The 25,726-nt window shown below is 58.4% G+C and carries 14 protein-coding genes; 6 read left to right on the top strand and 8 right to left on the bottom strand.

The genetic code is table 11. The annotated features are described in order from the left end of the window. Positions 1-5 precede the first annotated feature (5 nt). From HU739_RS01365 to HU739_RS01355, 3 genes are read left to right on the top strand one after another with little or no spacing between them, the layout of a single operon-like run. Positions 6-4,853 (top strand): Tc toxin subunit A-related protein, encoded by a 4,848-nt coding sequence (locus tag HU739_RS01365; protein WP_186549949.1) that lies wholly within the window; start codon positions 6-8, stop codon positions 4,851-4,853. Next, entirely contained in the window at positions 4,850-9,499 is a 4,650-nt protein-coding gene (locus HU739_RS01360; RefSeq protein ID WP_186549947.1) for a SpvB/TcaC N-terminal domain-containing protein, read from the top strand. The genes HU739_RS01365 and HU739_RS01360 overlap by 4 nt, the downstream gene beginning before the upstream one ends. Continuing rightward, complete coding sequence (locus HU739_RS01355; RefSeq protein WP_189684490.1) at positions 9,500-12,184, top strand: RHS repeat domain-containing protein; 2,685 nt, start codon at positions 9,500-9,502, stop codon at positions 12,182-12,184. Between the two features lie 231 nt (positions 12,185-12,415). On the opposite strand, the gene HU739_RS01350 is transcribed toward HU739_RS01355, so the two are convergent. The 6 genes from HU739_RS01350 to HU739_RS01325 are packed head-to-tail and all read right to left on the bottom strand — an operon-like array spanning position 12,416 to position 18,368. Further along, on the bottom strand, positions 12,416-14,158 hold the full coding sequence (locus HU739_RS01350) for an ABC transporter substrate-binding protein (RefSeq protein ID WP_186549945.1): 1,743 nt from the start codon (positions 14,156-14,158) through the stop codon (positions 12,416-12,418). Positions 14,159-14,205: 47 nt separating this feature from the next. Beyond that, the gene (locus HU739_RS01345) at positions 14,206-14,478 is read right to left on the bottom strand and encodes a DUF2160 domain-containing protein (RefSeq protein ID WP_038861868.1); all 273 of its coding nucleotides are present in this window, start codon (positions 14,476-14,478) and stop codon (positions 14,206-14,208) included. Positions 14,479-14,488: 10 nt separating this feature from the next. Beyond that, positions 14,489-15,289 carry a carbohydrate ABC transporter permease gene (locus HU739_RS01340; RefSeq protein WP_003232361.1) on the bottom strand — a complete coding sequence of 267 codons (801 nt, stop codon included), beginning with the start codon at positions 15,287-15,289 and terminating at the stop codon, positions 14,489-14,491. A gap of 9 nt (positions 15,290-15,298) precedes the next feature. Next, positions 15,299-16,165 (bottom strand): carbohydrate ABC transporter permease, encoded by an 867-nt coding sequence (locus HU739_RS01335; protein WP_007912484.1) that lies wholly within the window; start codon positions 16,163-16,165, stop codon positions 15,299-15,301. Next, the gene (locus tag HU739_RS01330) at positions 16,162-17,274 is read right to left on the bottom strand and encodes an ABC transporter ATP-binding protein (RefSeq protein WP_186549943.1); all 1,113 of its coding nucleotides are present in this window, start codon (positions 17,272-17,274) and stop codon (positions 16,162-16,164) included. Before HU739_RS01330 ends, HU739_RS01335 begins: the two co-directional genes overlap by 4 nt. Then, entirely contained in the window at positions 17,274-18,368 is a 1,095-nt protein-coding gene (locus HU739_RS01325; protein WP_125918071.1) for an ABC transporter ATP-binding protein, read from the bottom strand. Before HU739_RS01325 ends, HU739_RS01330 begins: the two co-directional genes overlap by 1 nt. Before the next feature lie 386 nt (positions 18,369-18,754). Between HU739_RS01325 and HU739_RS01320 the strand changes: the two genes are divergently transcribed. Next, positions 18,755-20,593, top strand: a complete 1,839-nt coding sequence (locus tag HU739_RS01320) for a sigma-54-dependent Fis family transcriptional regulator (protein WP_186549941.1) — start codon at positions 18,755-18,757, stop codon at positions 20,591-20,593. A gap of 472 nt (positions 20,594-21,065) precedes the next feature. Here HU739_RS01320 and cysS read toward each other — a convergent pair whose 3' ends face one another. Continuing rightward, the gene (gene cysS, locus HU739_RS01315) at positions 21,066-22,448 is read right to left on the bottom strand and encodes a cysteine--tRNA ligase (RefSeq protein ID WP_186549936.1); all 1,383 of its coding nucleotides are present in this window, start codon (positions 22,446-22,448) and stop codon (positions 21,066-21,068) included. Between the two features lie 18 nt (positions 22,449-22,466). After that, positions 22,467-24,164, bottom strand: a complete 1,698-nt coding sequence (locus tag HU739_RS01310; protein WP_186549934.1) for a glutamine--tRNA ligase/YqeY domain fusion protein — start codon at positions 24,162-24,164, stop codon at positions 22,467-22,469. Positions 24,165-24,415: 251 nt separating this feature from the next. On the opposite strand from HU739_RS01310, the gene HU739_RS01305 reads away from it, so the two are divergent. Both HU739_RS01305 and lpxH read left to right on the top strand, forming a co-directional pair. Further along, on the top strand, positions 24,416-24,922 hold the full coding sequence (locus HU739_RS01305) for a peptidylprolyl isomerase (RefSeq protein ID WP_186549931.1): 507 nt from the start codon (positions 24,416-24,418) through the stop codon (positions 24,920-24,922). Continuing rightward, positions 24,919-25,671 (top strand): UDP-2,3-diacylglucosamine diphosphatase, encoded by a 753-nt coding sequence (gene lpxH / locus HU739_RS01300; RefSeq protein ID WP_186549929.1) that lies wholly within the window; start codon positions 24,919-24,921, stop codon positions 25,669-25,671. Before HU739_RS01305 ends, lpxH begins: the two co-directional genes overlap by 4 nt. Positions 25,672-25,726 lie beyond the last annotated feature (55 nt).

The following is a 25,726-nucleotide window of genomic DNA, read 5'->3' as shown; positions in this document are numbered from 1 at the left end:
CGATCATGACGACTACCTTCGCCGCCGCGTTGAACGAGCGCTATCGCAGCGCGATGCTCGCGCTCTATCTGCACGAAGCCGTGCCCAATGATCCCCACCTGATCGAGCAAGGACTGGCCACGCAAATCAAGACACCCAACGACCTCTATGAGTATTGGTTGCTGGATGTGCTGGTCAGCCAGAATGTACCGACCAGCCCGGTGGCTTGTGCCATTGCCAGTCTGCAGCAACTGGTCAACGGCATGATGCTGAATATGGAACCCGGTTACAGCGATGACAGCCTGACGCCCCAGCAGATAAAAACCTGGCAGAACGGCCTGAACCGATACCCGGTCTGGGCCGCCATCCAGCAGTTGCACTATTTCCCGGACATCTATCTGGACCCGACCCTGCGGCTGAACAAGACCGACAGTTTCAAGCAGTTGGAAAGCGACCTCAATCAGGCCCAGATTCAACCTGAAACGGTGCAGGCGGCGGTGTTGGCTTACCTTGCGCGCTTCGAGGAAGTGGCCAACCTGAAGATTTGCAACGGCTACATCGATGGCGAGGACTTCGCTAACAGTACCTATTACTTCATCGCAAAGTCGCCAGCGGAAAACGCCTGGTACTGGCGCTCGCTGGACATGAGCCAGCGCCCGGTAAAGACGCCAACGCGGAAAATTGCCGGCATTCCATATAAATACGATAAACCCCTGCCCAATGCGTGGACGGATTGGCAAAAAGCCAATGTGCCGATTTCGGAGAAAGCGCTGGAACACACGGTCCGGCCGTGCTGGTTCAACAATCGCCTGTTTGTAATCTGGGCCGAGGTTGAACTGCAGGACGCGGATGCAACGGCAGACGAAATGCCCGCCGACCCGTCCGTCAAAGTGAATCCACGGTTCCGGTTGTACGCCAGCTACAAGAAATACGATGACAGCTGGAGCACGCCACGGGTTCACATTGAACGTTATTGCCAGACACCTGAATTGGTCAAAAAAACATTGGAGGAAATTGAAAAGGACACTCAGACCATTGCAGTGTATGACCACTCGACTACGCCAGAATCGATGTTGTTGGCACTCTATAGTGGCTACATGGCAGGTGAAAATGACCCAACCGGTGGTGGCGATCAATACGATTTTCTAAGAACCGTACGGATCGATAAAAACTTCCATATCGCTGCGCTATACCCGCCGCTAGGTTTTGTAACACCGTCACCCTCTCCTGGCGCTAAGGCACTTGCGCCCTTGGATCAAGAAAATACCAGGCCGCATGTGCTGCAAATTGGTCACATTTTTGCCAGTGACACCAAAAATGCTCGGCGACTTCAATTCTGGCTTCCTAACAGTGAGTTTCAGTTCGGCGATGTCGAGCACAAAACTCCTGTCGATGAGCCAGAGGTTTGGAATTTCAGCGAGTGGCAAAACCGGATCAAGCGAAGCAATAAAGACGATGGGCTGATTTATGATAAAAGCACCTCCAGCGTTAAGTTAACGGTAAAGCTTGAAACAGAATTTACCGAGGATCGAACTCTCGATATTTCTATATACGACAGAAACAATCCAGGGCTTGAGCTCTTCAAATTAAAACTGGTGACCAACGACACCATCTTCCATGACAAGCGTTACACACTGCTGAAGGGTTCAACAATTACACCTGGAACTGACTGGCTTGACCTGCAGAATGCGAGACACAGTTTCACTGACAATATAGGGGGGAAAAACCTGATTATCGATGGCTCAGGCGGGGATACCTTCTCGTTGCCAGCCACAAAAAAAGGCGAAACCGCTTCATTGGAAGGAAAACGCCTCTTTAAAGCCATGCTGGAATTGATGATGGATGGGAATTCCGGCTACTTTATCAGCGAATGCAGAACATATGCCGGTGGAACGCGTAAGTTGCTCCTTCACAGAACTCTAAATGTCAAACAAGAAGGGCCTTACCGTTACACGATGTTCGTTGCCCACCCATTGGATGTCGTATCCGACACACCGCCAACAACATTTGCCGACATGCGCACACTGAGTGAGTCCAGTCTCGTCAATCGACTCGCAAGGGATGCGGAACTGACTTACACATTCTCTATCGACCAGGTTACTTACCGTCCTGATGGTTGGCCCGTTGACTGGCCAAAAGAAACGATGGCTCTCACAATTCCACTCATCTATGGAGTCCTGATTTATGAATCACACTTTTTGGGCTGGTCGCTCAAAGGCGGTGCCCTGAAGACGTTGTCGCTCGGCTGGAACGAGCTCAGCGAGGAGGTGCAAATTGCCCCCAGCATTGGCAGCGTGGCTGATCCTACTCAAGGGGACAGCCCGTCTCTGGGCAGAGCCCAATTCCTCGACTTTACCAAATCGCGCATTGAACAGAGCGATGGAGCAACATCCGACGAGTCCCTGCGGGCCCCCATCCGCATGAACACCGTTTTCGCCAGGCAATTGATCAATCGTGCCGAAGACGGCATGGAAACATTGATGAGTTGGGAAACACAACAGATGAAGGAGCCGCCTTTGTCTCGTTGGCTCGGCGCGCAGCGCATGGACTTTTCGGGCGCGTACTCCACCCAGTTCTGTGAACTGTTTCTGCACACCCCTTGGCTGGTGGCGCATCGCCTGAACGAGGAACAACAGTACGACGAGGCCAGACGCTGGCTGTCGTTTCTCTTTGACCCTTCCCGTCAGAGCGGTGACGCCGGTCACCCCGGTTACTGGCAATCGGTGCCACTGGAAGAATCGGTATGGCCCACCCCGCCAGACCCCAGCCAGGCTGTTTTGTATCCGGACGACCCGTTTCAGATCGCCTTGAGTTTTCTGGTGCACTTTCGAAAGGCGCTGTACCGACTCTATATTGATATCGAGCTCAACCAGGCTGACCAGGCCTTTCGGGAACTGACCCATGACGGCCTGGCCGAAGCGAAATTGCGCTATGTACGTGTCCTGGATTTGCTGGGGCAGCGGCCGGATGTGCAACAGGTCGACCATTGGCGACCTGTACGGCTCGACGAGTTGAGCACTGCGAAGAATGAGCAGTTGCGCGAATTCGAACTGCAACTGAACAGTGCGCATCAACAGTGGCGAGCACAGCCCCCCTTGCGCATCGGCAAGGCTCCGGCCGCGGAGGCCGCGCCGTTACTCTGCCTGCGGCCTTATAACGAGGACTCGTCGCTGGCCGGCGTCGACAACCCCTATCTGCGTCGCCCCTTCAACCGCGAACTGATCCAGAGCTGGGAACGCGCCGAAAGTCGGCTGTACAACCTGCGGCATAACCTCGACATGGCAGGCAATCCATTGAACCTGCGCCTGTTCGCCACACCGCTGGACCCGCGCGCCCTGCTCGCCGCCTGGGGCCAGGGTTTGTCGGGTGCTGCCCTGAGCCGTCTGTTGAATCCGCAGATTCCCCATTACCGCTTCACCTTCATGTTCGCCCTGGCACAGAACGCGGTGGACAGTGTGATCCAGTTCGGCGCGACGTTGCTGTCCTTGATCGAACGCAAGGAATCGGCGCAGTACCTTGAGCTGCAACAGCAACAGGCGTGGAATCTGGCGAAGATCGCGGTGGAGATACAGACTCAGGCGATCAGCATTGATGAGAAAAACAAGGAAGCGCTCCTCGCCAGTCAGGCCGTGATCGTGCAAAGGCTCAGCTATTACGAAAAATTGATAACGAAGGGTTTAAGCGCTGACGAACTTATCCCTGGCGAGAGTCTCAACCAAGCAGGCGATTTCGAAGCGATGGCGCACACAGCATCAGGCGTAGGCGCTTTGGCGAGAGGAATACCTAACATCTCAGGATTCTCCTTTGGGGGAATGGATTGGTCAGGTCCCTTTTCGGCGTTGGCGGAAGGTCTATCCGTTGGAGCCGCTCTCAGTCGCAAGGAGATGAACATTGCCGAGTTGAAGTCTCGCTATGATCGCCGCGCCCAGGAATGGACCCAAGTCCGCGACCAGGCAAAACTTGAAAACGAACAAGTCAAGGCGCAACTCGCCGTTTACGAAGAACAGCACAAGGCCACCCAACTGCAACTGCGCCAGGCGCGAACCGCGCTGGAGCAGGCGCAGGTGACCCACGATTTTCTGCTGGGCAGTAACCGTTTCAGCCGCTCGCAGACCTACGACTGGCTCAACAGCAAATTCTCCGGGTTCTACAGCAGCGCCTACACCACGGCCCAGTCCCTGTGTCAGGCGGCCGAAGCGTGCTGGCAGTACGAAATGGGCGATTTCTCTCGGACCTTCATCCGCCCAGGCGCCTGGAACGCAACCTACCGTGGCCTCGGTGCGGGCGAAGAGTTGAAAATGAGCCTGCAGCAGATGCACGCCGATTACCTGAAAAACAACAGGCGCGACCTGGAAATCCGCAAAACCGTCTCGCTCAAAAGCCTCAAGTCCCTGGATCCAACGGTGAACAAGACCTGGGATGAGATCAAAAAAGACCTGATTGAAAACGGCACGTGTGCGTTCGAACTCACGCAAAAAATGTTCGATGATGACTATAAAGACCAAAATCATTACCTGCGTCGGATCAAGACCATCAGCGTCACCTTGCCGGTCAGCATCCCACCGTACATAGACATCCGCGCCGTGCTGGCGCAGAGCTACAGCAAGGTCGAGATGGCCACCGCCCCCGGCAACGCCAGGGAAAACCTGCGCGCCAGCCAACAGATCGCCCTGTCCCACGGTATCGACGATAACGGCATGTTCCAGCTCAACTTCCAGGATGAACGCTATCTGCCGTTCGAATACACCGGAGCGGTGTCGCGCTGGAGCCTGACCTTCCCCAACCTCGAGGCCCAGGCAGCGCTGCTCAAATCTCTCACCGACATCATTGTGCACGTCAACTACACGGCCAGACGCGAGGGGGGAGCGCTATGAACGAACAACAGCCACAGCAACAGTCGACGCTGCAGATCAACACCCCCACGCTGCCAAAAATGGGCGGCGCCATCCAAAGTATCGGCAAGGGTTGGGGCGCCGTCGGCACCAATGGTGCCGCCTCGCTGGAACTGCCGCTGCCGATTTCGCCCGGGCGCGGCTTCGCCCCGGCGCTGGGTTTGAGTTACCAAAGCAATGTCGGCAACAGCGCATTCGGCATCGGCTGGACGAACACAGTCAATGCCATCACCTTGCGCACCACCGGCGGAGTACCCGGCTACGACGGCACAGACCTGGCGCATGGCCCTGGCGGTGATCTGTGGATGCCCGAACGCAATGAAAGCGACGGCTCGTTGATTGCCCGCACCGCCAATACCTACAACGGTGAGCCGCTGGCGGAAACCTGCACGGTGGTGCGCTACTGGCCTCGGGTCGAGAGTGAGTTCGCCCTGATCGAGCATTGGTCCACCGCCACCGACACGGCGGGATTCTGGCTGATTCACAGTGCCGACGGCAGCTTGCATGTGTACGGCAGCACAGAAAGCTCGCGCCGTGCCGACCCGAATGATTCACAACGCGTCGGCGTCTGGTTGATCGATGAAAGCCTTAACACCCGCGGCGAACACATTGTCTACGAATACCAGGCCGAAACCGATTTGCCCGCAAAGCCGCAATGGCGCGACTACCGTGCCCAGCGCTTCCTCAAGCACGTGTACTACGGCAATGCCGTGGCCCATCCGCATCTGTATGCCTGGAAGAGAGATAGCTGGAAGGACCAGCAATGGCATTTCCACCTGATATTCGATTATGGCGAGCGCTGCACTGATCTGGAAGAATTACCGACCTTCAAGGAACCGCAGCCCTGGCTTGAACGCAGTGATCCGTTCTGGAATTACGCCTACGGCTTCGAACTGGGCACCCGGCGCCTTTGCCGGCAGGTATTGATGTTTCATCATTTCCCCGAAGAACTGGGTCCGGAACCGGTTCTGGTCCAGCGCCTGCTGCTTGAACATCGGGCCGATCCGTTGGGCTATAACCATCTGACCGCGGCGCATGTGCAGGCCTACGACAGCCTGGGCCAGATTGAAAGCCGGCCACCGACGGAGTTCAGCTACAACGCCTTTGACCTCGCCCCGCAACCCCAAGGCTGGGCGCAGTTTCCGGACATGCCCGGGTTCAACGACGGCCAGCATTATCAATTGGTCGACCTGTACGGCGAGGGTATGCCGGGGGTGCTGTGTCGGTACGATCAGGCCTGGTATTACCGCGAGCCGCTGCGCTGCGAATCCGGCGGCGATAACGTCTGCTACAGCGAATGGAAACGTCTAGAGCAGATTCCGCTGGCCGATAGCAGCAAATCCGTTCACCAGTCGCTCACCGACCTGACCGGCGATGGCAAGCTCGACTGGGTGTTGGCCATGCCCGGAATGAACGGTTTCTTTACCCTTGATCCACAGCGCAACTGGGCCGGTTTTGTGCCCTTCGAGGCATTTCCCGGCGAGTTCCTCCACCCCATGGCGCAAATGGCCGATCTGATGGGTGACGGCTTGAGCGACCTCGCACTGATTGGCACCCGTAGCGTACGATTGTATGCCAACCTGCGTGAGCAAGGTTTTGCTGACGGCATCGACGTGCCCCATTTGGCGAAGACCGGCGAGGGCGACGACGACGAACTGCCGTCGCTGAGCAGAACATCGCTCGAACTGATCGCCTTCGCTGACGTGCTCGGCAGTGGCCAGCAGCATCTGGTGCGGATCCGCCCCAACGAAGTCAAATGCTGGCCCAACCTGGGCCGTGGGCATTTTGGCAAAGGCTTTGTCTTGTGCGCCCTGCCGTTTGCCGAAAGCGAGTTCAATGCCGCCCAGGTGCTGCTGGCCGACCTCGACGGCTCGGGAGCGGTCGACCTGATTTACCTGGAAACCAATCGCCTGCGAGTGTTCATGAATCGTTGCGGCGAGGGTTACGAGCAAACGTCCAGCGACCTGTCATGGCCGGAAAACGTGCAATACGACCGGCTATGCCAGGTCAGCACCGCGGACCTGCAAGGTCTGGGTTGCTCCAGCATCATCCTGACGGTGCCGCACATGGCACCACGGCACTGGCGCTACGATTTCGTCAAAGCCAAACCCTATCTGCTCGACCGTTCCTGCAACAACATGGGCGCCAGCAGCAGCGTCACCTATCGCAGTTCGGCCCAGGAATGGCTGGATGAAAAACAGGAACAACACGCCGCCGGGGTCGAAAACCCGATTTCCCAATTGCCGTTTGCCATGCACCTGGTCAGCCGGCAAACGCAGCTCGACGACATCACCGGTAACCGGCTGACACAAGGTTTCAGCTATCGCGGTGGCTATTACGATCGCTTCGAACGCGAGTTCCGCGGCTTTCGGCTATTGATGCAGACCGACACTGAGGCCTCGGCGGCGGAACGGGCGACAGCCGGGTTCAGCGCACCGATCCTGAGCAAGACCTGGTTCCACACCGGTGCGGCCATTGATCCTGCAAGAACTGGCTATTATGATCGCGACACACTGGCGCAGCCCTTGCAACCCACGCTGTTGCAGAACTACCACTTCAATGATCGGGCGGCGCAGCCCCTCAATGCCCCTGACGAAGACACCGCCCGAGAAGTCGCCCGGGCGTTGAGTGGCAGAGTGCTGCGCTCGGAGACCTTCGCGGCTGACGATGACCCGGCCACCGCGGTGCCCTATACCGTTCAGGAAAACCGCGCTCTGGTGCGAATATTACGCCCCAAAGGTGAACACCAGCCCTACTCAGTACTGCAAGCGTTAAACCTGGAATCCGTCAGTTGCCAGTACGAACCTACCATTGCCGACGACCCGTTGTGCCAGCACCAGATCAACCTGGAGTGGGACGAATACGGCGCCTGCGTTCATGGTTTCAGCGTGCACTACGCGCGCCGCAAAACCATTGACGATCCGCCGCCCTTCACTGACGAGCATCAACAAACCTGGTGGAAAGATGCCCATGACCCCGCGCAGCAAAAGTGGTATCTGACGCAAGCCCGCGCAAAGTTCATTCACTTGGCGGATCCAGAGGCATGGCGCCTGGGCTTGCCCTACCAGACCCGCAACAATGCCCTGGTTCTGGAAAAGGCCGCACTGGACCCCACGAAGCTCAACTACGATTATTTTCTTGCCCAGAGCAAGGACGACGGCGAATGGGCAGAACAGTCGGTGCTGGCGGGATTGTCCAGGCAGCACTACATCAGTCCCGCAAACGGTCAGACCCTGGCGCCGGGCCTGGCGACTTTAGAAGGTTTGCCCGGCCATACGGAAACGGCAGAACTGGACGCCACAGCCCTCAGTGCGTACGACGTACTCAAGGACGAACACGGCAACCCGCAGTTCAACCTGAAAGAGAAACTCGAATCGCCCGAAGTGGGTTATCACATCATGGAGCTGTTTTTACCCGAGGTGGCCGGGCAAGCGCTGCCAGATCCGGGCGAGGCGAAAAGCTATTTATGGGCGGTCCATCGGGGCTTTCCCGTCTATCACGGGCCGGACCGTTTTTATAACGTCTGCCAATACCGGGAAACCCGCAGTCACGGCCAGACCGAGATCACCTGGGACGATTACGACTGCCTGACCGTCGCCGTGACGCTGCCGGACAAGTGCACCACGCGCAGCCTCGATATTGATTACCGAACGTTCCTGCCAGCGATGATCGAGGACGCCAATCGCAATATCCAAGAGGCGCGGTACAACGCCTTCGGCGAACCATTGGTGACCAGTTTCCACGGCACTGAATCGGGACAGCCCGCAGGTTTTCACAAATTGGAGAGCTACATCCCACCGCTGGATCGCGATCCTGCCATTGCCATTGCCGATCCCAAGCTGGCCATCGGCAACTTCGCCAGCGCAGGTTTCGCCGACCTGTTCAGCTGGATGGGACGTCTGTCACGCACCGCGCCCCCTTCCCCGGCATGGCTTGCCTGGGCCAGCGGCGAAGGTTTTGTCCTGCCCAGTGGGCACTTCTGCGACAGGGCTCGGCAGCATGTTGCCGGTCTGGTGAATCCCGATGCCGACGAGGTGATCCTGAAGCAGCAGATGGACGCGGCAATGCGTCAGCCGGTGTATGCGGCCATGCTGCTCGCCGACAGCTACCCCAAAGACCCCGAAGCCCCCATAAACCCCGAAGACCCTGAAATGCAGGTGCGGCTCAGCATCACCTGCCTGGACGGCTTCGGCCGCACGCTGCAAACCCTGCAGGAAGTCGAACCTGGCAAATCGTGGCAGCTCGACGAACAGTGTGAACTGATTCTCAACGAAGATGGCACACCCTTGGAGGCCGAAGCCCCCAGGCGCTGGCGCTGTAGCGAACCGGTGGAATATAACAACAAGGGCAAAACCGTCCGCATCTACCGCCCGAGTTTCATCAATAAACCGTGCTACATGAAAGTTGAGTCGATGCGTCGGCACCTGTTCCACGACCAACAGTTCTACGACGCCGCAGGCCGTCCGACCGAAACCGTACTGGCCAAACAAATGCTGCAAGGCGATCCGCCAGTGTTAAAACCGTTGCGCCGAGAGACTTGGTACTGGATCTGGTGCAACGTGGCGTTCGACGAAAACGATTTGTTCGACTCTCCTCCCGAACAGGGCCGACGCAATTGGTGGTCCTGAATGCACATCCATGCGCATACGCCGCACTTGCTCGCCATTGACAGCCGCGGTTTGCCGGTGCGCCAGGTTGCCTACTGGCGCGAGGATGCCAGTGCTCCCGAAGCCTGCATCACCGCGCAGCAGCACGATGCCGCCGCGCGGTTGGTGGCGCAGCGCGATCCGCGGTTGATGACCGACCCGTCGGCCCCCGCCAACCTCACCACGATCTATTCGCTGACAGGACAGGTGCTGAGTACCGTCAGTGTCGATGCCGGGTGGCGCGTCAGTCTGAAGGGCGAAGCAAGTCAGCCCCTGCGCAGTTGGGATGGCCGGGGCAGCCAAGGCGCCGTCGAGTATGACGAGCAGATACGCGTAGTGGCGATATCCGAACAAGCGCTGGATGACGAGCCTTTATGCGTGGAGCGCTACGAATATGGCGGCAACGATCCAACCTTCGCCGCGCGCAACCAGTGTGGCCAATTGATTCGCCACGATGATCCGGCGGGCACGCAGTTGTTCGAACAGTTCGGATTGACCGGTGGGGCTTTGCAGCAGACTCGGCATTTTCTGCGCACGCTGGAAGCACCCGACTGGCCCGAGTCGCTGGCCGAGCGCGACGCGTTGCTCGAGCCTGGTGAAGGGGCGATCAGCCAAACGGTGTTCAACCCACTCGGCGAAACGATCAGACAGACCGACGCCAAGGGCAACCAGCAGTTCTTCGGCCAGACCCGCGACGGCCAATTGCGCGAAGTTCGCTTGCAACTCAGCCATCAGGCGCAAGCGAAAACGCTGGTCAGCGCCATCCAGTACAACGCGGATGGCCGGACAGCTCAGGAAACGGCCGGCAACGGCGTGATTACCACACTGCAATACGCCCCGGATGACGGCCGCTTGACCCGGCTGCAAGCGAGGGGCGGCAACGATCATCTGCAAGACTTGCTCTATGCCAATGACCCGGTGGGCAACGTACTGAGCATTGAAGACGCCGCTTTGCCAATCCGCTACTTCGCCAACCAGCGGATCGAATCGGTCAGCTACTTTGATTATGACAGCCTTGATCAGCTCAATAAGGCAACGGGCTGGGAGGCTGGCCAAACCTCGACGTTCTCACCGTTCGCCGCCCCCGCTGCGTGCGCCAACTACATCCAGACCTACCGCTATGACCGCGGCGGCAACCTGCTCGAACTGACCCATCAAGGCCCGCAAAACCACGGCCATCGCCTGATCGCTGCCGCGCACAGCAACCGCTGTTTGCCAGTGCGCGATGGCGCGGAACCGGGCGAGGAAGACTTTCGCAACGGCTTCGATGCCAACGGCAACTTGCTCAGCCTGCAACCCGGGCAATTGCTGAGTTGGGATATACGTAACCAATTGCGCGAAGTCCGAACGGTTGTGCGTGCAGTTGATGCAGACGATGGCGAGCATTACATGTACGGCGCTGATGGCATGCGCGTGCGCAAAATACGGCAGACGCAGACCAATGTCCGCACCTTGACCGCTGAAGTTCGTTACCTGCCGAACCTGGAAATCCGCACCCACAGCGGCACGGGTGAACGGTTGCAGGTCATCAGCGTTCAGGCCGGACGCAGCAGTGTGCGGGTTTTGCACTGGGAGTCTGAACCGCCAAAAGACATGGACAACCATGAACAGCGCTACAGCCTCAACGACCACTTGGGCTCTTGCACTTTGGAACTCGACGCCGAAGGCCAGGTGATCAGCCATGAGCGCTATCACCCTTTCGGCACCACCGCGTGGTTTGCCGGGCGTGGGGAAATCGAGGCGAGCTATAAAACGTTGCGCTATTCGGGCAAGGAACGGGATGCGACGGGGTTATATTACTTCGGGTTCAGGTATTACATGGCGGGATGGCAGCGGTGGATCAATCCGGATCCGCTTGGTCAGGCCGATGGACTGAATATGTTCAGTATGGTGAAAGGCAACCCGTTGACCTACTTCGATATTGATGGGCGGGTTCGTGAAGGAATCAATAAAGAGAATTTACCTGAAGAGGCCTTCGGATTTTCGCCTCCGCCATTATCAGGAACGCCATTTTCAGCGAACGCCGTGGGCAACGAAAGCACACATTTCGAATTTCCTGATACCCCGCCTCTCTCTTCCGAAGACAGGAGTGAAAGTCAGCCTATCGAAGTGTTGATGAAAAAAATGCAGCTGACAGACTCTCCCCTTCAGAATAAGGTCACCTCCATTGCAAGTGATATTGGTGATCGCTCCCCTATAGCCGGCGGTGGTGAAGGAGAAATCTACGCAAGCTCCGATGGAAAGCACGTCTATAAAAAATTCAAGGGATTCCAAGAACTAAGCAGTATTCCAGGTTCCATAAAATCCGAGGCCGAAAGTTTCAACGCTTTTCATGGGCCCGGTTCGGCGATGGCGCTCATTGAAGACAATCAAGTTTATCTCAAGATGATAAAACTCGATGGCATCCCCCTCGGCAGAATTAAAAAAGGTGCCATTCCAGCAAGCGCCGCCAATGCACTTTTGGAAATGTTTGACGAGATGGAGGCAAAGGATCTGTTCCACCAGGATGTACAGGACCATAATTTCCTTTTTTCCGAAAAAGATAACAAGGTCTACCCGGTCGATATGGAAACGCACCCGTTTGAGTTTGCCCAGTATTCCATAGATGTGTACGACCGGAAGAAAATACAGTTGCTGACGCAGTTCGCAGATAACGTAGAACGTTGATTTGGGTACTCAACGAATTTTATGAAGCTGGCTGGTTCGCTGGGATACGATTCCAATGTGGAATGTCAGGCCGCGATCGCTTGCAGGCAAGCTCCCACAGTAACTCGCGATGTACGCAAAACGTGTAAATACGGCAAACATCTGTGGGAGCCAGCCTGCTGGCGATTTCTGTAATCAGACAGAAAAGAAAACGGCACCCTGCGGTGCCGTTCGCTTTCCACATTTCAGCTGTTACTTACGCGCATCCGCCCACGATTTCAGCAGTTCGCTATAGCTCACGGTTTCACCCTTCGGCTTCTCGTTCGCCAGTTTCGGTTTCGGTGCGCCCGGCTGATCGAACCAATACTGAGCATCGCGCTCCGGGTTCATCTTCGGAGCACAAACTGCCTGAGCCTTGGAGCGTTCGAGGCGTTCCATGATGCGGTCCTGATCCTTGGCCAAACCATCAAGCGCCTGTTGCGGGGTTTTCTCGCCACTGGCCGCTTCGGCGATGTGGCTCCACCACAGTTGCGCCAGACGCGGATAGTCCGGCACGTTGGTCCCCGTCGGGGTCCATTGCACGCGGGCCGGGCTGCGGTAGAACTCGACCAGGCCGCCGAGCTTCGGTGCCAGATCGGTCATCGCCTGGGAGTTGATGTCCGACTCACGAATCGGCGTCAGGCCGACGATGGTTTTCTTCAGCGAGACGGTTTTCGACGTGACGAACTGCGCGTACAGCCACGCCGCCAGTTTCTGCTTCTCAGGCGTAGACTTCATGAACGTCCACGATCCCACGTCCTGATAACCGAGCTTCATGCCCTCTTCCCAATACGGCCCACGCGGCGAAGGCGCCATGCGCCATTTCGGCGTGCCGTCGGCATTGACCACCGGCAGGCCCGGTTTGGTCATGTCGGCGGTGAACGCGGTGTACCAGAAGATCTGCTGAGCGATGTTGCCTTGCGACGGCACCGGGCCGGACTCGGAGAAGGTCATGCCGGCCGCTTCCGGTGGCGCGTACTTCTTCAACCAGTCGACGTATTTGGTGGTCGCGAACACTGCCGCCGGGCCGTTGGTATCGCCGCCGCGGGTCACGCTGGAGCCGACCGGGTGGCAGTCTTCGACGCGAATGCCCCACTCGTCCACCGGCAAACCGTTGGGAATGCCCTTATCGCCGCCGCCGGCCATGGAGAACCAGGCATCGGTGAAGCGCCAGCCCAGCGACGGGTCTTTCTTGCCGTAATCCATGTGCCCGTAAACGCGTTTGCCGTCGATTTCCTTGACGTCTTCGCTGAAGAATTTGGCGATGTCTTCATAGGCCGACCAGTTCACCGGCACGCCCAGCTCGTAACCGTACTTCTCCTTGAACTTGGCTTTCAGATCGGCGCGCTCGAACCAGTCGGCGCGGAACCAGTACAGGTTGGCGAATTGCTGGTCGGGCAATTGATAGATTTTGCCGTCCGGCGCGGTGGTGAAGGAGATACCGATGAAGTCCTTGAGGTCGAGAGTCGGCGAGGTGAAGTTCTTGCCCTCGTTGGCCATCAGGTCGGTGATCGATTCGGTCTTGCCGTAGCGAAAGTGCGTGCCGATCAGGTCGGAATCGTTGACCCAGCCGTCATAGATGTTCTTGTCCGACTGCATCACCGTTTGCATTTTCTCGACCACGTCGCCTTCCTGCAGCAAGTCGTGGGTGAGCTTGATCCCGGTGATTTCGCTGAAGGCCTTGGCGAGTACTTTCGACTCGTATTCGTGGGTGGTCAGGGTCTCGGAAACGACCTTGATGTCCATGCCGCGAAACGGCTCGGCGGCCTTGATGAACCACTTCAATTCTTCGAGCTGCTGTTCGGCCGTCAGGGTCGAGGGCTTGAACTCGCTGCCGATCCATTTTTTCGCAGCATCTTCATAGGCGTCCGCCCAGGCAGATGCGCTCAAACCGCTGAGTGCCAGCATGGCTGCCAATGAAATGCTATGTCGCAGCTTATTGTTTTTATCGAACATAGAGACCTCCTGTTTAAGTTGTGGAGCCGCGTTGCCGAACGATTCGACTAGCCCCAACGCATCACAGCCAACAGCCACACCAGGGATAACGCGGACGCGACCCAGATGCTCCAGTCGGTGACGCCGATTACCAGCAGATGCAGGTAGGCGCTGCCGAGAAGACCGATAAACAAGCGATCGCCACGGGTGGTGGCAATCGGCAAAAACCCTCGCCGCAGAATGCTCGGCGAACGCAGTTCCCAAGTGGTCATGCCCACCAGAATCAGACCGATGCCGATGAAGAACGCGGCGGTCGGTGTCGTCCAGCTCATCCATTCCATCATCAGTTCCTCAGACTCGACCGAGGGCAAAGCCCTTGGCCACGTGGTTGCGCACAAACCAGATCACCAGCATGCCCGGCAGGATCGTCAACACCCCCGCCGCTGCCAGCACGCCCCAATCGATCCCCGATGCCGACACCGTTCGCGTCATCACCGCCGCAATCGGCTTGGCGTTGACCGAGGTCAGGGTGCGCGCCAGCAGCAGTTCGACCCAGGAAAACATGAAGCAGAAAAACGCCGTGACACCGATGCCGGAGCCGATCAACGGGATGAAAATCTTCACGAAAAACTTGGGGAAACTGTAGCCGTCGATGTAGGCGGTTTCGTCGATCTCCTTGGGCACGCCGGACATGAAACCTTCCAGAATCCATACCGCCAACGGCACGTTGAACAGACAGTGCGCCAAGGCCACGGCGATGTGCGTGTCAAACAGTCCGATTGACGAATACAACTGGAAAAACGGCAGCAAAAACACCGCCGGCGGCGCCATGCGGTTGGTCAACAGCCAGAAGAACAGGTGCTTGTCGCCGAGGAAACGATAGCGTGAAAACGCATAGGCCGCCGGAAGCGCCACACTCAAAGAAATCACGGTGTTGAGGCTGACGTAATACAGCGAGTTCAGATAGCCGGTGTACCAGCTCGGATCAGTGAAGATCACCTTGTAGTTCGCCAGCGTGAAGTCCTGTGGGAAAAGCGTCAGGCCGCCGAGGATTTCGGTGTTGCTCTTGAACGACATGTTCAGCAGCCAGTAGATCGGCACCAGCAGGAACAGGATGTAGATCAGCAACGGAATCAGCTTTCTCTTGCTCATGGCCGGGCCTCAGCGGTTGGCGTCGGAGTGCGTCATGGCGGTATAGAACAGCCAGGACACCAACAGAATGATCAGGAAGTACACCAGCGAAAACGCCGCTGCCGGACCGAGGTCGAATTGCCCTACCGCCATCTGCGTCAACGTCTGACTCAAGAAGGTCGTGGCATTACCCGGCCCGCCGCCGGTGAGCACGAACGGCTCGGTGTAGATCATGAAGCTGTCCATGAAGCGCAGCATCACGGCGATCAGTAGCACGCTCTTCAGCTTGGGCAGTTGAATGTGGCGGAACACCGCCCAGGCCGAGGCCCGATCAATCCGTGCAGCCTGGTAATACACGTCGGGAATCGCGCGCAAACCGGAGAAACACAGCAGCGCGACCAGCGAAGTCCAGTGCCAGACGTCCATTACCAACACGGTCACCCAGGCGTCCATGGTATTGGCCGCGTAGTTGTAGCTGATGCCCATCGCGTTGAGGCTGGAGCCGAGCAGGCCGATGTCGGCGCGGCCAAAAATCTGCCAGATGGTGCCGACCACGTTCCACGGAATCAGCAGCGGAATCGCCAGGATGATCAGCACCACCGAGGACCAGCGGCCCTTGGTCGGCATGGTCAGCGCGACGGCGATGCCCAGCGGGATTTCGATCAGCAGCACGCAGGCCGAATAGATGAACTGGCGCAGCAGCGAATCGTGCAAACGCGGGTCGAGCAGTACCTGCTTGTACCAGTCGGCACCGACGAAGTAGCGGCTGGACTGGTCGAAGATGTCCTGCACCGAATAGTTGACCACGGTCATCATCGGGATCACCGCGCTGAACGCCACCAGCAGAAATACCGGCAACACCAGCCACCAGGCCTTGTTGTTCTGCACCTTGTTCATGGCTGCGCCTCCTCGTCGCTGACTTCCAGCAAAAATTCATCGGCATAGACCATCAGCCACTGCGCCGGGAAACTGATGTACGCCGTGCCCTGCGGCACCGGTTTGTCTTCGGCCAGACGTACCTTCAACGGCGCGCCATCGAGGTTGAGGGTCATGATCTTGTAGGTGCCGAGGTCTTCGACGTGTACGACTTTTGCCTGCATCGCATCGTCAAACGGCTCGTCCCACACATGAATAAACTCGGGACGGATGCCGACCTTCAGATTTTTCCACTGACCGTGCTCGATATGACGCTGCATGGCGTCGGACAGGGGCAGGTGGGTCGAGGCGAAACCGACGCCACCGGGTTGCGCCTGCACCTCAATCAGATTCATCCCCGGGCTGCCGATGAAATAGCCGACAAAGGTGTGGCTCGGCCGCTCGAACAATTCCCGTGGCGTACCGAACTGGACGATCTGGCCGCCGTACATCACCGCGATCTTGTCGGCAAAGGTCGAGGCCTCCAGTTGATCGTGGGTGACGTAGACCATGGTGATGTTGAACTGCTCGTGGATCTGCTTGAGCTTGCGCCGAAGCTTCCACTTCAGGTGCGGGTCGATCACCGTCAGCGGCTCGTCGAAGAGAATCGCCGAAACGTCGTCGCGCACCAGACCACGGCCCATCGAGACTTTCTGTTTTTCATCGGCGGTGAGGTTGCGCGCCTTTTTGCTCAACAGATTCTGCAGGTCGAGCACTTCGGCAATTTCCTGCACCTTGCTGTGCACTTTCGCCTCGGCCATGCCCTGATTTCGCAGGGGAAAGGCGAGGTTATCGAACACGGTCATGGTGTCGTAGACCACCGGAAACTGGAAAACCTGAGCGATGTTGCGCTTCTCCGGCGTCAGGTCGTTGACCGCTTTGCCATCGAACAGCACGTGGCCCTGTGAAGGGCTGAGCAGGCCGGAAATGATGTTGAGCAAGGTCGACTTGCCGCATCCGGACGGACCGAGCAAGGCGTACGCCCCGCCCTGCTCCCAGATGTGGTCCATTTCGCGGATCGCATAATCTTCCGCGCCGCTCGGGGTTTTGCTGTAACTGTGGGCGAGGTGCTGCAATCGGATTTCGGCCATCAGGCAACCCTCGCGACACGCCGGCCAGGTGCTTGCACCAGACGGCCCTGCGCATCGAAAACGAACAGTTTATGGGTCGGGATATAAATGCGGATCGGCGCATCGACGTCGTATTCGTGAACCCCGGGCAGGTGCAGCACCAGCAGGAAATGCTCGTTGCGCACGTGCAGGAAGGTTTCTGAACCGCTGATCTCGGCGACTTCGACGGTCACGGCCAATTCCAGATCGTCGTCGTTGCTCGGCACCAGCGAGATATGGCTGGGGCGTACGCCGAAACGGAACTCGCCCTCGCCCACCGGGCGCAAGTCAACGTTCAACGGAAAGTGTACGAAGTTGGCAAAGCTGACTTCGTTGCCGGCAATGCGCCCGGGCATCAGGTTGATCGGCGGCTCGGAGAACAACTCCGCCGCCAGTACCGTTTGCGGCTGATGGTAAACCTCGGTCGACGGCCCACTCTGGATCACCCGGCCTTCGTGCAGGATGGTCGTGGTGCCGCCGAGGGCCAGTGCTTCGTTGGGTTCGGTGGTGGCGTAGATGGCAATGGTGTGGCGCGCCTTGAACAGCTCGCGCATTTCCTGGCGCAGCTCTTCGCGCAGCTTGTAGTCGAGGTTGACCAAGGGTTCATCGAAGAGGATCAGTTCGGCGTCCTTGACCAGCGCGCGAGCCATGGCCGTACGCTGCTGCTGACCGCCGGAGAGTTCCAGCGGATAGCGCTGCAAGAACTTCTCGATCCGCAGCATGCGTGCGGTTTCCTGCACCTTGCTGTGGATGATCTCTTTGGAAATACCGGCCTGGCGCAGCGGCGAGGCAATGTTCTCGAACACGGTCATGGTCGGATAATTGATGAACTGCTGATAGACCATCGACACATTGCGCAGACGCACCGGGCGCTGGGTGACGTCGACGCCGTTCATCAGCACGCGACCGCTGTCGGGCTTGTCCAGACCGGCCATCAGGCGCATCAGACTGGTTTTGCCGGACAGGGTACGCCCGAGCAAGACGTTGAAGGATCCGGGTTCGAATTTCAGGCACGCATCGTCGATCCAGATCTGGCCCTCGACGGTACGGCTGACGTGCTCCAGGGTGAGTGACATGGCTCGGCCTTTTTTATTTTTTGGAGTCAAGCGACCGAAGCAATAGAGCGACATTCGTGCCAGAAATGGCAAGTGGTTGATTTGGTTTGAGAATCGCTGATTACGGGGAAACGAGGCGTTCACAGCTGAACACTTTTGAACAGTGGGGTGATTGACAATGAACAATAGTGAACAACACTCTATAAGCGCTTTTTGCCCGGATTGTCTGAGCGCCGCAGATCCAATGTGGGAGCGAGCTTGCTCGCGAATACGGTGTGTCATTCAACCCATTTGGTGACTGATACGCCCCATTCGCGAGCAAGCTCGCTCCCACAGGTGGTCTGCGTGGCTCTCAGGAATCGGGTTCATAACAATAATAAAATCGCTGCACTCAGAGGCTCGCCCCCATGGCCGCACCTGCTTCGCCGCTGTCCCACGACGCGATCGTCCAGACCTCCTGGCAACGTTGCCGCGCGTTCGGTCTCGACCATCAGAGCACACCGGCCTTCGATCAATTGCCTGCGGCCGGCATTGCGCGCCTGCTCGACAGTCATCATTCACTGGTGCAGACCACGCATCAGGAAGTCCTGCCCTATTACGAAAACATCCTCAGCAACTCCAATTGCCTGATCATGCTCGCCGACAATCAGGGCCAGGTGCTGACTTCGTGGGGCACCCAGCGGTTTATCGAGCCGAATCTGGCCCGGGGCTTTCAGGCCGGGGCGAGCTGGATGGAACGCAGCAGCGGCACCAATGCGATCGGCACCGCGCTGGCCTGCGAACAGGCAGTGCACATCGAACACGACGAGCATTTTCTCAAGGCCAACCGCTTCATGACCGGCTCCGCCGCGCCGATTTTCGATGCCGAGCGCAAGGTCATCGCCGTGCTGGATGTGTCCAGCGACAGCTACCTGCCGCCCTCGCACACCCTCGGCATGGTCAAAATGATGAGCCAGACCGTGGAGAACCGGTTGATCCTCAACCTGTTTCATGGCCAGCATTTTCAACTGACCTTCAACACCGGGTTGAACAACCTCGACAGCCAATGGGCCGGTTTGTTGATTTTCGATGAGAGCGGTCAGGTGCTTTCGGCCAATCGCCGCGCCGACAACTTGCTCGGTGTGCGCCTGTCACGGGTCAGCGTCGAAAGCCTGTTCAAGGTCTCGCTGCTGGAGCTGATCAATCAGCCCGAAGGCCTGCCGTTTGCCTTGCAGACTTCCGGGCGCAACCGTTTTCAATGCTTGCTGAAACGGCCGAAACAGGCGCCGGTTCAGGCGCGGGTGTTTGTCGCCGAGGACAAGCCTGCGTCAGCCAGTGCGATCAGCCTCAATACGCTGCATTTCGGCGACAGCCGCGTAGAAAAAGCCGTGCGCCAGGCCGAACGGTTATTGGAGAAAGACATTCCGCTGTTGATCCACGGTGAAACCGGGGTCGGCAAGGAAGTCTTCGTCAAAGCCCTGCACCAGGCCAGCTCCCGGAGCAAACAGGCATTCATCGCGGTGAACTGCGCAGCGATCCCCGCCGAACTGGTCGAATCTGAATTGTTTGGCTATGAGAAAGGCGCGTTTACCGGAGCCAACCAGAAAGGCAGCATCGGCCTGATCCGCAAGGCCGACAAAGGCACGCTGTTCCTCGATGAGATCGGTGATATGCCGCTGCCGACCCAGGCGCGCCTGTTGCGGGTGTTGCAAGAGCGTTGCGTGCAACCGGTGGGCAGCAGCGAATTGTTCCCGGTGGATCTGCGAATAATCTCGGCGACCAATCGCTCGTTGCGCGAGCAAGTGCAGTTGGGCCGCTTCCGTGAAGATCTGTATTACCGCATCGGCGGCCTGACCCTGGAACTGCCGCCGCTGCGTGAGCGCAGTGATAAACAGGCGTTGTTCAAGCGACTGTGGGAGCAGCATCGCGAGCCGACGCAATGGGCGGGGCTGAGCCCAGAGGTACTGGAATTGTTTGAAAAGCATCCGTGGCCGGGGAATTTGCGTCAGGTCAGCAGCGTGATGCAGGTGGCGTTGGCGATGGCCGAGGAGCAACCGGTACGGCCGGAGCATTTGCCGGATGATTTTTTTGTCGATCTGGAGATGGAGCCGGTGGAGACGGCTGCGCCGCTGGGGCTGGATTTGAATGATGTTGACGCGTTGAACCGCGAGTTGAAGGCGGCTGGGGGGAATATTTCGCATCTGGCGCGGCGGTTGGGGGTGAGCCGGAATACGCTGTATAAGCGGTTGCGGCAGATTGGCAACTGAGTACAGCCCTTGCCCTCACCCCAGCCCTCTCCCACAGGAGAGGGGGCCGACCGCGGGATATTCGAGAGATACGCCGACCTGAACTTTCTTCACCGAATCCAGAATCGACTCGGTCATTCAGGTCGGCGTATAACAAAAGACACCTCGGTCAGTCCCATCTCCCTCGAGGAGAGGGAGCCGATTGGGGGATATTCGAGAGATACGCCGACCTGATCTTGCTTCACCGAATCCAGAATCGACTCGGTCATTCAGGTCGGCGTATAACAAAAGACACCTCGGTCAGTCCCCTCTCCCTCGAGGAGAGGGAGCCGATTGGGGGATATTCGAGAGATACGCCGACCTGATCTTGCTTCACCGAATCCAGAATCGACTCGGTCATTCAGGTCGGCGTATAACAAAAGACACCTCGGTCAGTCCCCTCTCCCTCCGGGAGAGGGTTAGGGTGAGGGGCTTTTGACTTTTGGCTTTTAGATCAGTCCGCCAGACGCCAGGTAGTCCCACCCTTGCCATCTTCCAACACGACACCCATCGCCGTCAGCTGATCACGAATCCGATCCGACTCAGCCCAATCCTTACCCGCCCGAGCCGCCAGACGCGCGGCAATCAACGCATCCACTTCTGCCGCATCGACACGCCCTTCGGCGCCCGCCTGCAGGAAGTCATCGGCCTCGAGCTGCAACACGCCCAACACACTCGCCAGTTCTTTCAAGCGCGCCGCCAGCCCCGCCGCTGCATCGAAATCGCTCTCACGCAGACGGTTGATCTCGCGCACCATCTCGAACAGCACGGCGCACGCTTCGGGGGTGCCGAAGTCGTCGTTCATCACCGTGGTGAAACGCTCGACGAACGCTTCGCCGCCCGCCGGCGCCACAGACGCCAGACCTTTCAGCGCGTGGTAGAAACGCTCCAGTGCGCCCTTGGCGTCCTTGAGGTTGTCTTCCGAGTAGTTGATCGCGCTGCGGTAGTGGCTCGACACCAGCAGGTAGCGCACGACTTCCGGGTGGTACTTGTCGAGCACGTCGCGGATGGTGAAGAAGTTGTTCAACGACTTGGACATCTTCTCGCCATTGATGCGAATCATCCCGCAATGCATCCACGCGTTGGCGTAGGTCTTGCCGGTGGCCGCTTCGCTCTGGGCGATTTCGTTTTCGTGGTGCGGGAACTCAAGGTCGCTGCCGCCGCCATGAATGTCGAAGGTCTCGCCGAGGCAGCAGGTCGACATGACCGAGCACTCGATGTGCCAGCCCGGACGTCCGGCGCCCCATGGCGATTCCCAGCTCGGCTCGCCCGGCTTGGCGGCTTTCCACAGCACGAAGTCGAGCGGGTCTTCTTTCGACTCGTCGACTTCGATACGCGCGCCAATGCGCAGGTCTTCGATCTTCTTGCGCGACAGCTTGCCGTAGCCCATGAATTTGGCGACGCGGTAGTACACGTCACCATTGCCTGGCGCGTAAGCGTAGCCCTTGTCGATCAGGGTCTGGATCATCGCGTGCATGCCAGCGATATGATCGGTCGCGCGCGGTTCCATGTCCGGCTTCTTGATATTCAGGCGCGCTTCGTCTTCGTGCATCGCGGCGATCATGCGCTCGGTCAGCGCTTCGAACGATTCACCGTTCTCGCGAGCACGATTGATGATCTTGTCGTCGATGTCGGTGATGTTGCGCACGTAGGTCAGGTCATAACCGCTGAAGCGCAACCAGCGCGTCACCAGGTCGAACGCGACCATGCTGCGGCCGTGGCCGAGGTGGCAGTAGTCGTACACGGTCATCCCGCAGACATACATGCGCACCTTGTTGCCATCCAGCGGCTTGAAGACTTCTTTGCTCTTGGTGAGCGTGTTGTAGATCGTTAGCACGTTAGTTCCTTGACTCACTCACTGGCCCCACGAATCACGCAGGGTCACAGTACGGTTGAATACCGGCTGACCGGGTTTCGAGTCCTTCAAATCAGCGACGAAGTAACCTTCGCGCTCGAACTGGAAACGGTCTTCCGGCTGGGCGTTGCCGAGCGATGGCTCAGCACGACAGCCGGTCAGCACTTGCAGCGAGTCAGGGTTGATGTTGTCGAGGAAACTGGCGCTGTCTTCGGCCTTTTCCGGGTTCGGCGAACGGAACAGGCGATCGTACAGACGCACTTCGCACTCGACGCTGGCGGCGGCCGGCACCCAGTGGATCACGCCTTTGACCTTGCGCCCTTCCGGGTTCTTGCCGAGGGTGTCCGGGTCGTACGAGCAACGCAGTTCGACGATGTTGCCGTCGGCGTCCTTGATCGCTTCGTCGGCACGGATCACGTAGCTGCCGCGCAGACGCACTTCACCGGCCGGTTCCAGGCGCTTGTAGCCCTTCGGCGGCTCTTCCATGAAGTCCTCACGGTCGATGTAGATTTCCCGGGCGAACGGCAACGCGCGCACGCCCATGTCTTCTTTCGGGTGGCGTGGCAGTTCGAGGTTTTCGACCTGGCCTTCCGGATAATTGGTGATGACCACTTTCAGCGGACGCAGCACGCACATCGCGCGCGGTGCGCTGTGGTCGAGGTCGTCACGGATGCTGAATTCGAGCATGCCGAAGTCAACCACGCCGTCGGAACGGTTGGTGCCGATCATTTCGCAGAAGTTGCGGATCGATTTCGGCGTGTAGCCACGGCGGCGGAAACCCGACAGCGTGGACATGCGCGGATCGTCCCAGCCATTGACGTGCTTTTCGTCAACCAGTTGCTTGAGCTTGCGCTTGCTGGTGATGGTGTAGTTAAGGTTCAGACGGCTGAACTCGTACTGACGCGGGTGCGCCGGCACTGGCAGCGCGTCGAGGAACCACTCGTACAGCGGACGATGGCTTTCGAACTCCAGGGTGCAGATCGAGTGGGTGATGCCTTCGATGGCGTCCGACTGACCGTGAGTGAAGTCGTAGTTCGGGTAGATGCACCACTTGTCACCGGTCTGGTGGTGATGGGCGTGGCGAATGCGGTACATGATCGGGTCGCGCAGGTTCATGTTCGGCGAAGCCATGTCGATCTTCGCGCGCAGTACGCGAGCACCGTCCGGGAACTCACCGGCCTTCATGCGCGCGAACAGGTCGAGGTTTTCCTCAACCGAACGGTCACGGAACGGGCTGTTCTTGCCCGGCTCGGTCAGGCTGCCACGGTATTCCTTGGCCTGCTCAGGAGTCAGGTCATCGACGTAGGCCTTGCCGGCCTTGATCAGCTCGACCGCCCAGTCGTGCAACTGGTCGAAATACTGCGAGGCGTAGCGCACCTCGCCTGCCCATTCGAAGCCCAGCCACTGCACGTCGCTTTTGATCGCGTCGATGTATTCCTGATCTTCCTTGGCCGGGTTGGTGTCGTCGAAACGCAGGTGCGTGACACCACCGAACTCCTGGGCCAGGCCGAAGTTCACGCAGATCGACTTGGCGTGGCCGATGTGCAGGTAGCCGTTGGGCTCCGGCGGGAAGCGGGTCACGATCTGGGTGTGCTTGCCCGAGTCCAGGTCTGCCTGGATGATCGGCCGCAGGAAGTTGACCGGCACGGCAGGGCCGGACTTGGCATTCGAGGTAGGGTCGACAGTGGGCTTGCTCATAGGATCCTTGACTTACATGTGCGCGGCCGCAAAGAGGGGCCAGACAAAACAAAGCCGCTATCATAGCCGATGCCGTCAAGGGCCTGACAGAGCAGGCCCTATAAAGGCATGCATTTAATCGCCACGAAATGAAAAACCGCCTCGAAATTCGCGCCTGTCACGCTAAACTGCGCACCTTGGCCGAAGCAGGCTGAACCGGTTTTCGGGCCAGGTGTCGGAAAACCACGAATTCCCTATACAGAGTAATGACCATGACTCAAGTCAAACTGACCACCAACCATGGCGACATCGTCATCGAACTGAACGCTGAAAAGGCGCCGATCACCGTTGCCAACTTCATCGAATACGTGAAGGCCGGTCACTACGAAAACACCGTTTTCCACCGCGTCATCGGTAACTTCATGATCCAGGGCGGCGGTTTCGAGCCTGGCATGAAAGAAAAGAAAGACAAGCGTCCAAGCATCCAGAACGAAGCGGACAACGGTCTTTCCAACGACAAGTACACCGTCGCCATGGCCCGCACCATGGAGCCGCATTCGGCTTCGGCGCAGTTTTTCATCAACGTTGCCGACAACACCTTCCTCAACCACAGCGGCAAGAACGTGCAGGGCTGGGGCTACGCGGTATTCGGTAAAGTCACCGAAGGCACCGACGTTGTCGACAAGATCAAAGGCGTGTCGACCACTTCCAAGGCCGGCCACCAGGACGTACCTGCTGACGACGTGATCATCGAGAAAGCCGAGATCATCGCAGCGTGATATTGCTGATTTCAGACTTGCATCTGGAAGAGGAGCGCCCGGACATTACCCGGGCGTTTCTGGATTTGCTCGCCGGACGCGCCCGCTCGGCGAGTGCGCTGTACATCCTCGGCGACTTTTTCGAGGCGTGGATTGGCGACGACGCCATGACGCCCTTTCAGCGTTCCATCTGCCAGGCCCTGCGCGATTTGAGCGACAGCGGCACGGCCATCTTTCTGATGCACGGCAATCGCGACTTCATGCTCGGCAAGGCGTTCTGCAAAGAGGCCGGCTGCACGCTGTTGAAGGACCCGAGTGTCGTGCAGTTCTACGGCGAGCCGGTGCTGCTGATGCACGGCGACAGCCTGTGCACCCGCGACGTCGGCTATATGAAGCTGCGCCGCTACCTGCGTAACCCGATCACCCTGTTTACTCTGCGCAACCTGCCCTTGCGTACCCGGCATAAACTGGCGCGCAAACTGCGCAACGAAAGCCGGGCGCAGGTGCGGATGAAGGCCAATGACATCGTCGATGTCACGCCGGAAGAAATTCCGCGGATCATGCAGGCGTTCGGGGTGAAAACCCTGATTCACGGGCACACCCACCGCCCGGCGATTCACAAGTTGCAGCTCGGTGAGCAGGCGGCGAAGCGGATTGTCCTGGGCGATTGGGATCGTCAAGGCTGGGCGTTGCAGGTGGATGAGAGCGGGTACGCGTTGGCGCCGTTCGATTTTGCCCCGCCGCCTGCCCTGCCCGCCCCAACCACATGATCGCTCCCTGCGCATGATCGTTCCCACGCTCTGCGTGGGAATGCCTCATCGGACG

It is taken from the genome of Pseudomonas hamedanensis (assembly GCF_014268595.2).
Classification (GTDB): domain Bacteria; phylum Pseudomonadota; class Gammaproteobacteria; order Pseudomonadales; family Pseudomonadaceae; genus Aquipseudomonas; species Aquipseudomonas hamedanensis.
This window is presented reverse-complemented; position numbering and strand designations above follow the sequence as displayed.

Bases quoted from the DNA above. Each gene is read 5' to 3' on its own strand.
- HU739_RS01365 (WP_186549949.1), top strand. From the start codon at position 6: ATGACGACTACCTTCGCCGCCGCGTTGAACGAGCGCTATCGCAGCGCG.
- HU739_RS01360 (WP_186549947.1), top strand. From the start codon at position 4,850: ATGAACGAACAACAGCCACAGCAACAGTCGACGCTGCAGATCAACACC.
- HU739_RS01355 (WP_189684490.1), top strand. From the start codon at position 9,500: ATGCACATCCATGCGCATACGCCGCACTTGCTCGCCATTGACAGCCGC.
- HU739_RS01350 (WP_186549945.1), bottom strand. From the start codon at position 14,158: ATGTTCGATAAAAACAATAAGCTGCGACATAGCATTTCATTGGCAGCC.
- HU739_RS01345 (WP_038861868.1), bottom strand. From the start codon at position 14,478: ATGGAATGGATGAGCTGGACGACACCGACCGCCGCGTTCTTCATCGGC.
- HU739_RS01340 (WP_003232361.1), bottom strand. From the start codon at position 15,289: ATGAGCAAGAGAAAGCTGATTCCGTTGCTGATCTACATCCTGTTCCTG.
- HU739_RS01335 (WP_007912484.1), bottom strand. From the start codon at position 16,165: ATGAACAAGGTGCAGAACAACAAGGCCTGGTGGCTGGTGTTGCCGGTA.
- HU739_RS01330 (WP_186549943.1), bottom strand. From the start codon at position 17,274: ATGGCCGAAATCCGATTGCAGCACCTCGCCCACAGTTACAGCAAAACC.
- HU739_RS01325 (WP_125918071.1), bottom strand. From the start codon at position 18,368: ATGTCACTCACCCTGGAGCACGTCAGCCGTACCGTCGAGGGCCAGATC.
- HU739_RS01320 (WP_186549941.1), top strand. From the start codon at position 18,755: ATGGCCGCACCTGCTTCGCCGCTGTCCCACGACGCGATCGTCCAGACC.
- HU739_RS01310 (WP_186549934.1), bottom strand. From the start codon at position 24,164: ATGAGCAAGCCCACTGTCGACCCTACCTCGAATGCCAAGTCCGGCCCT.
- HU739_RS01305 (WP_186549931.1), top strand. From the start codon at position 24,416: ATGACTCAAGTCAAACTGACCACCAACCATGGCGACATCGTCATCGAA.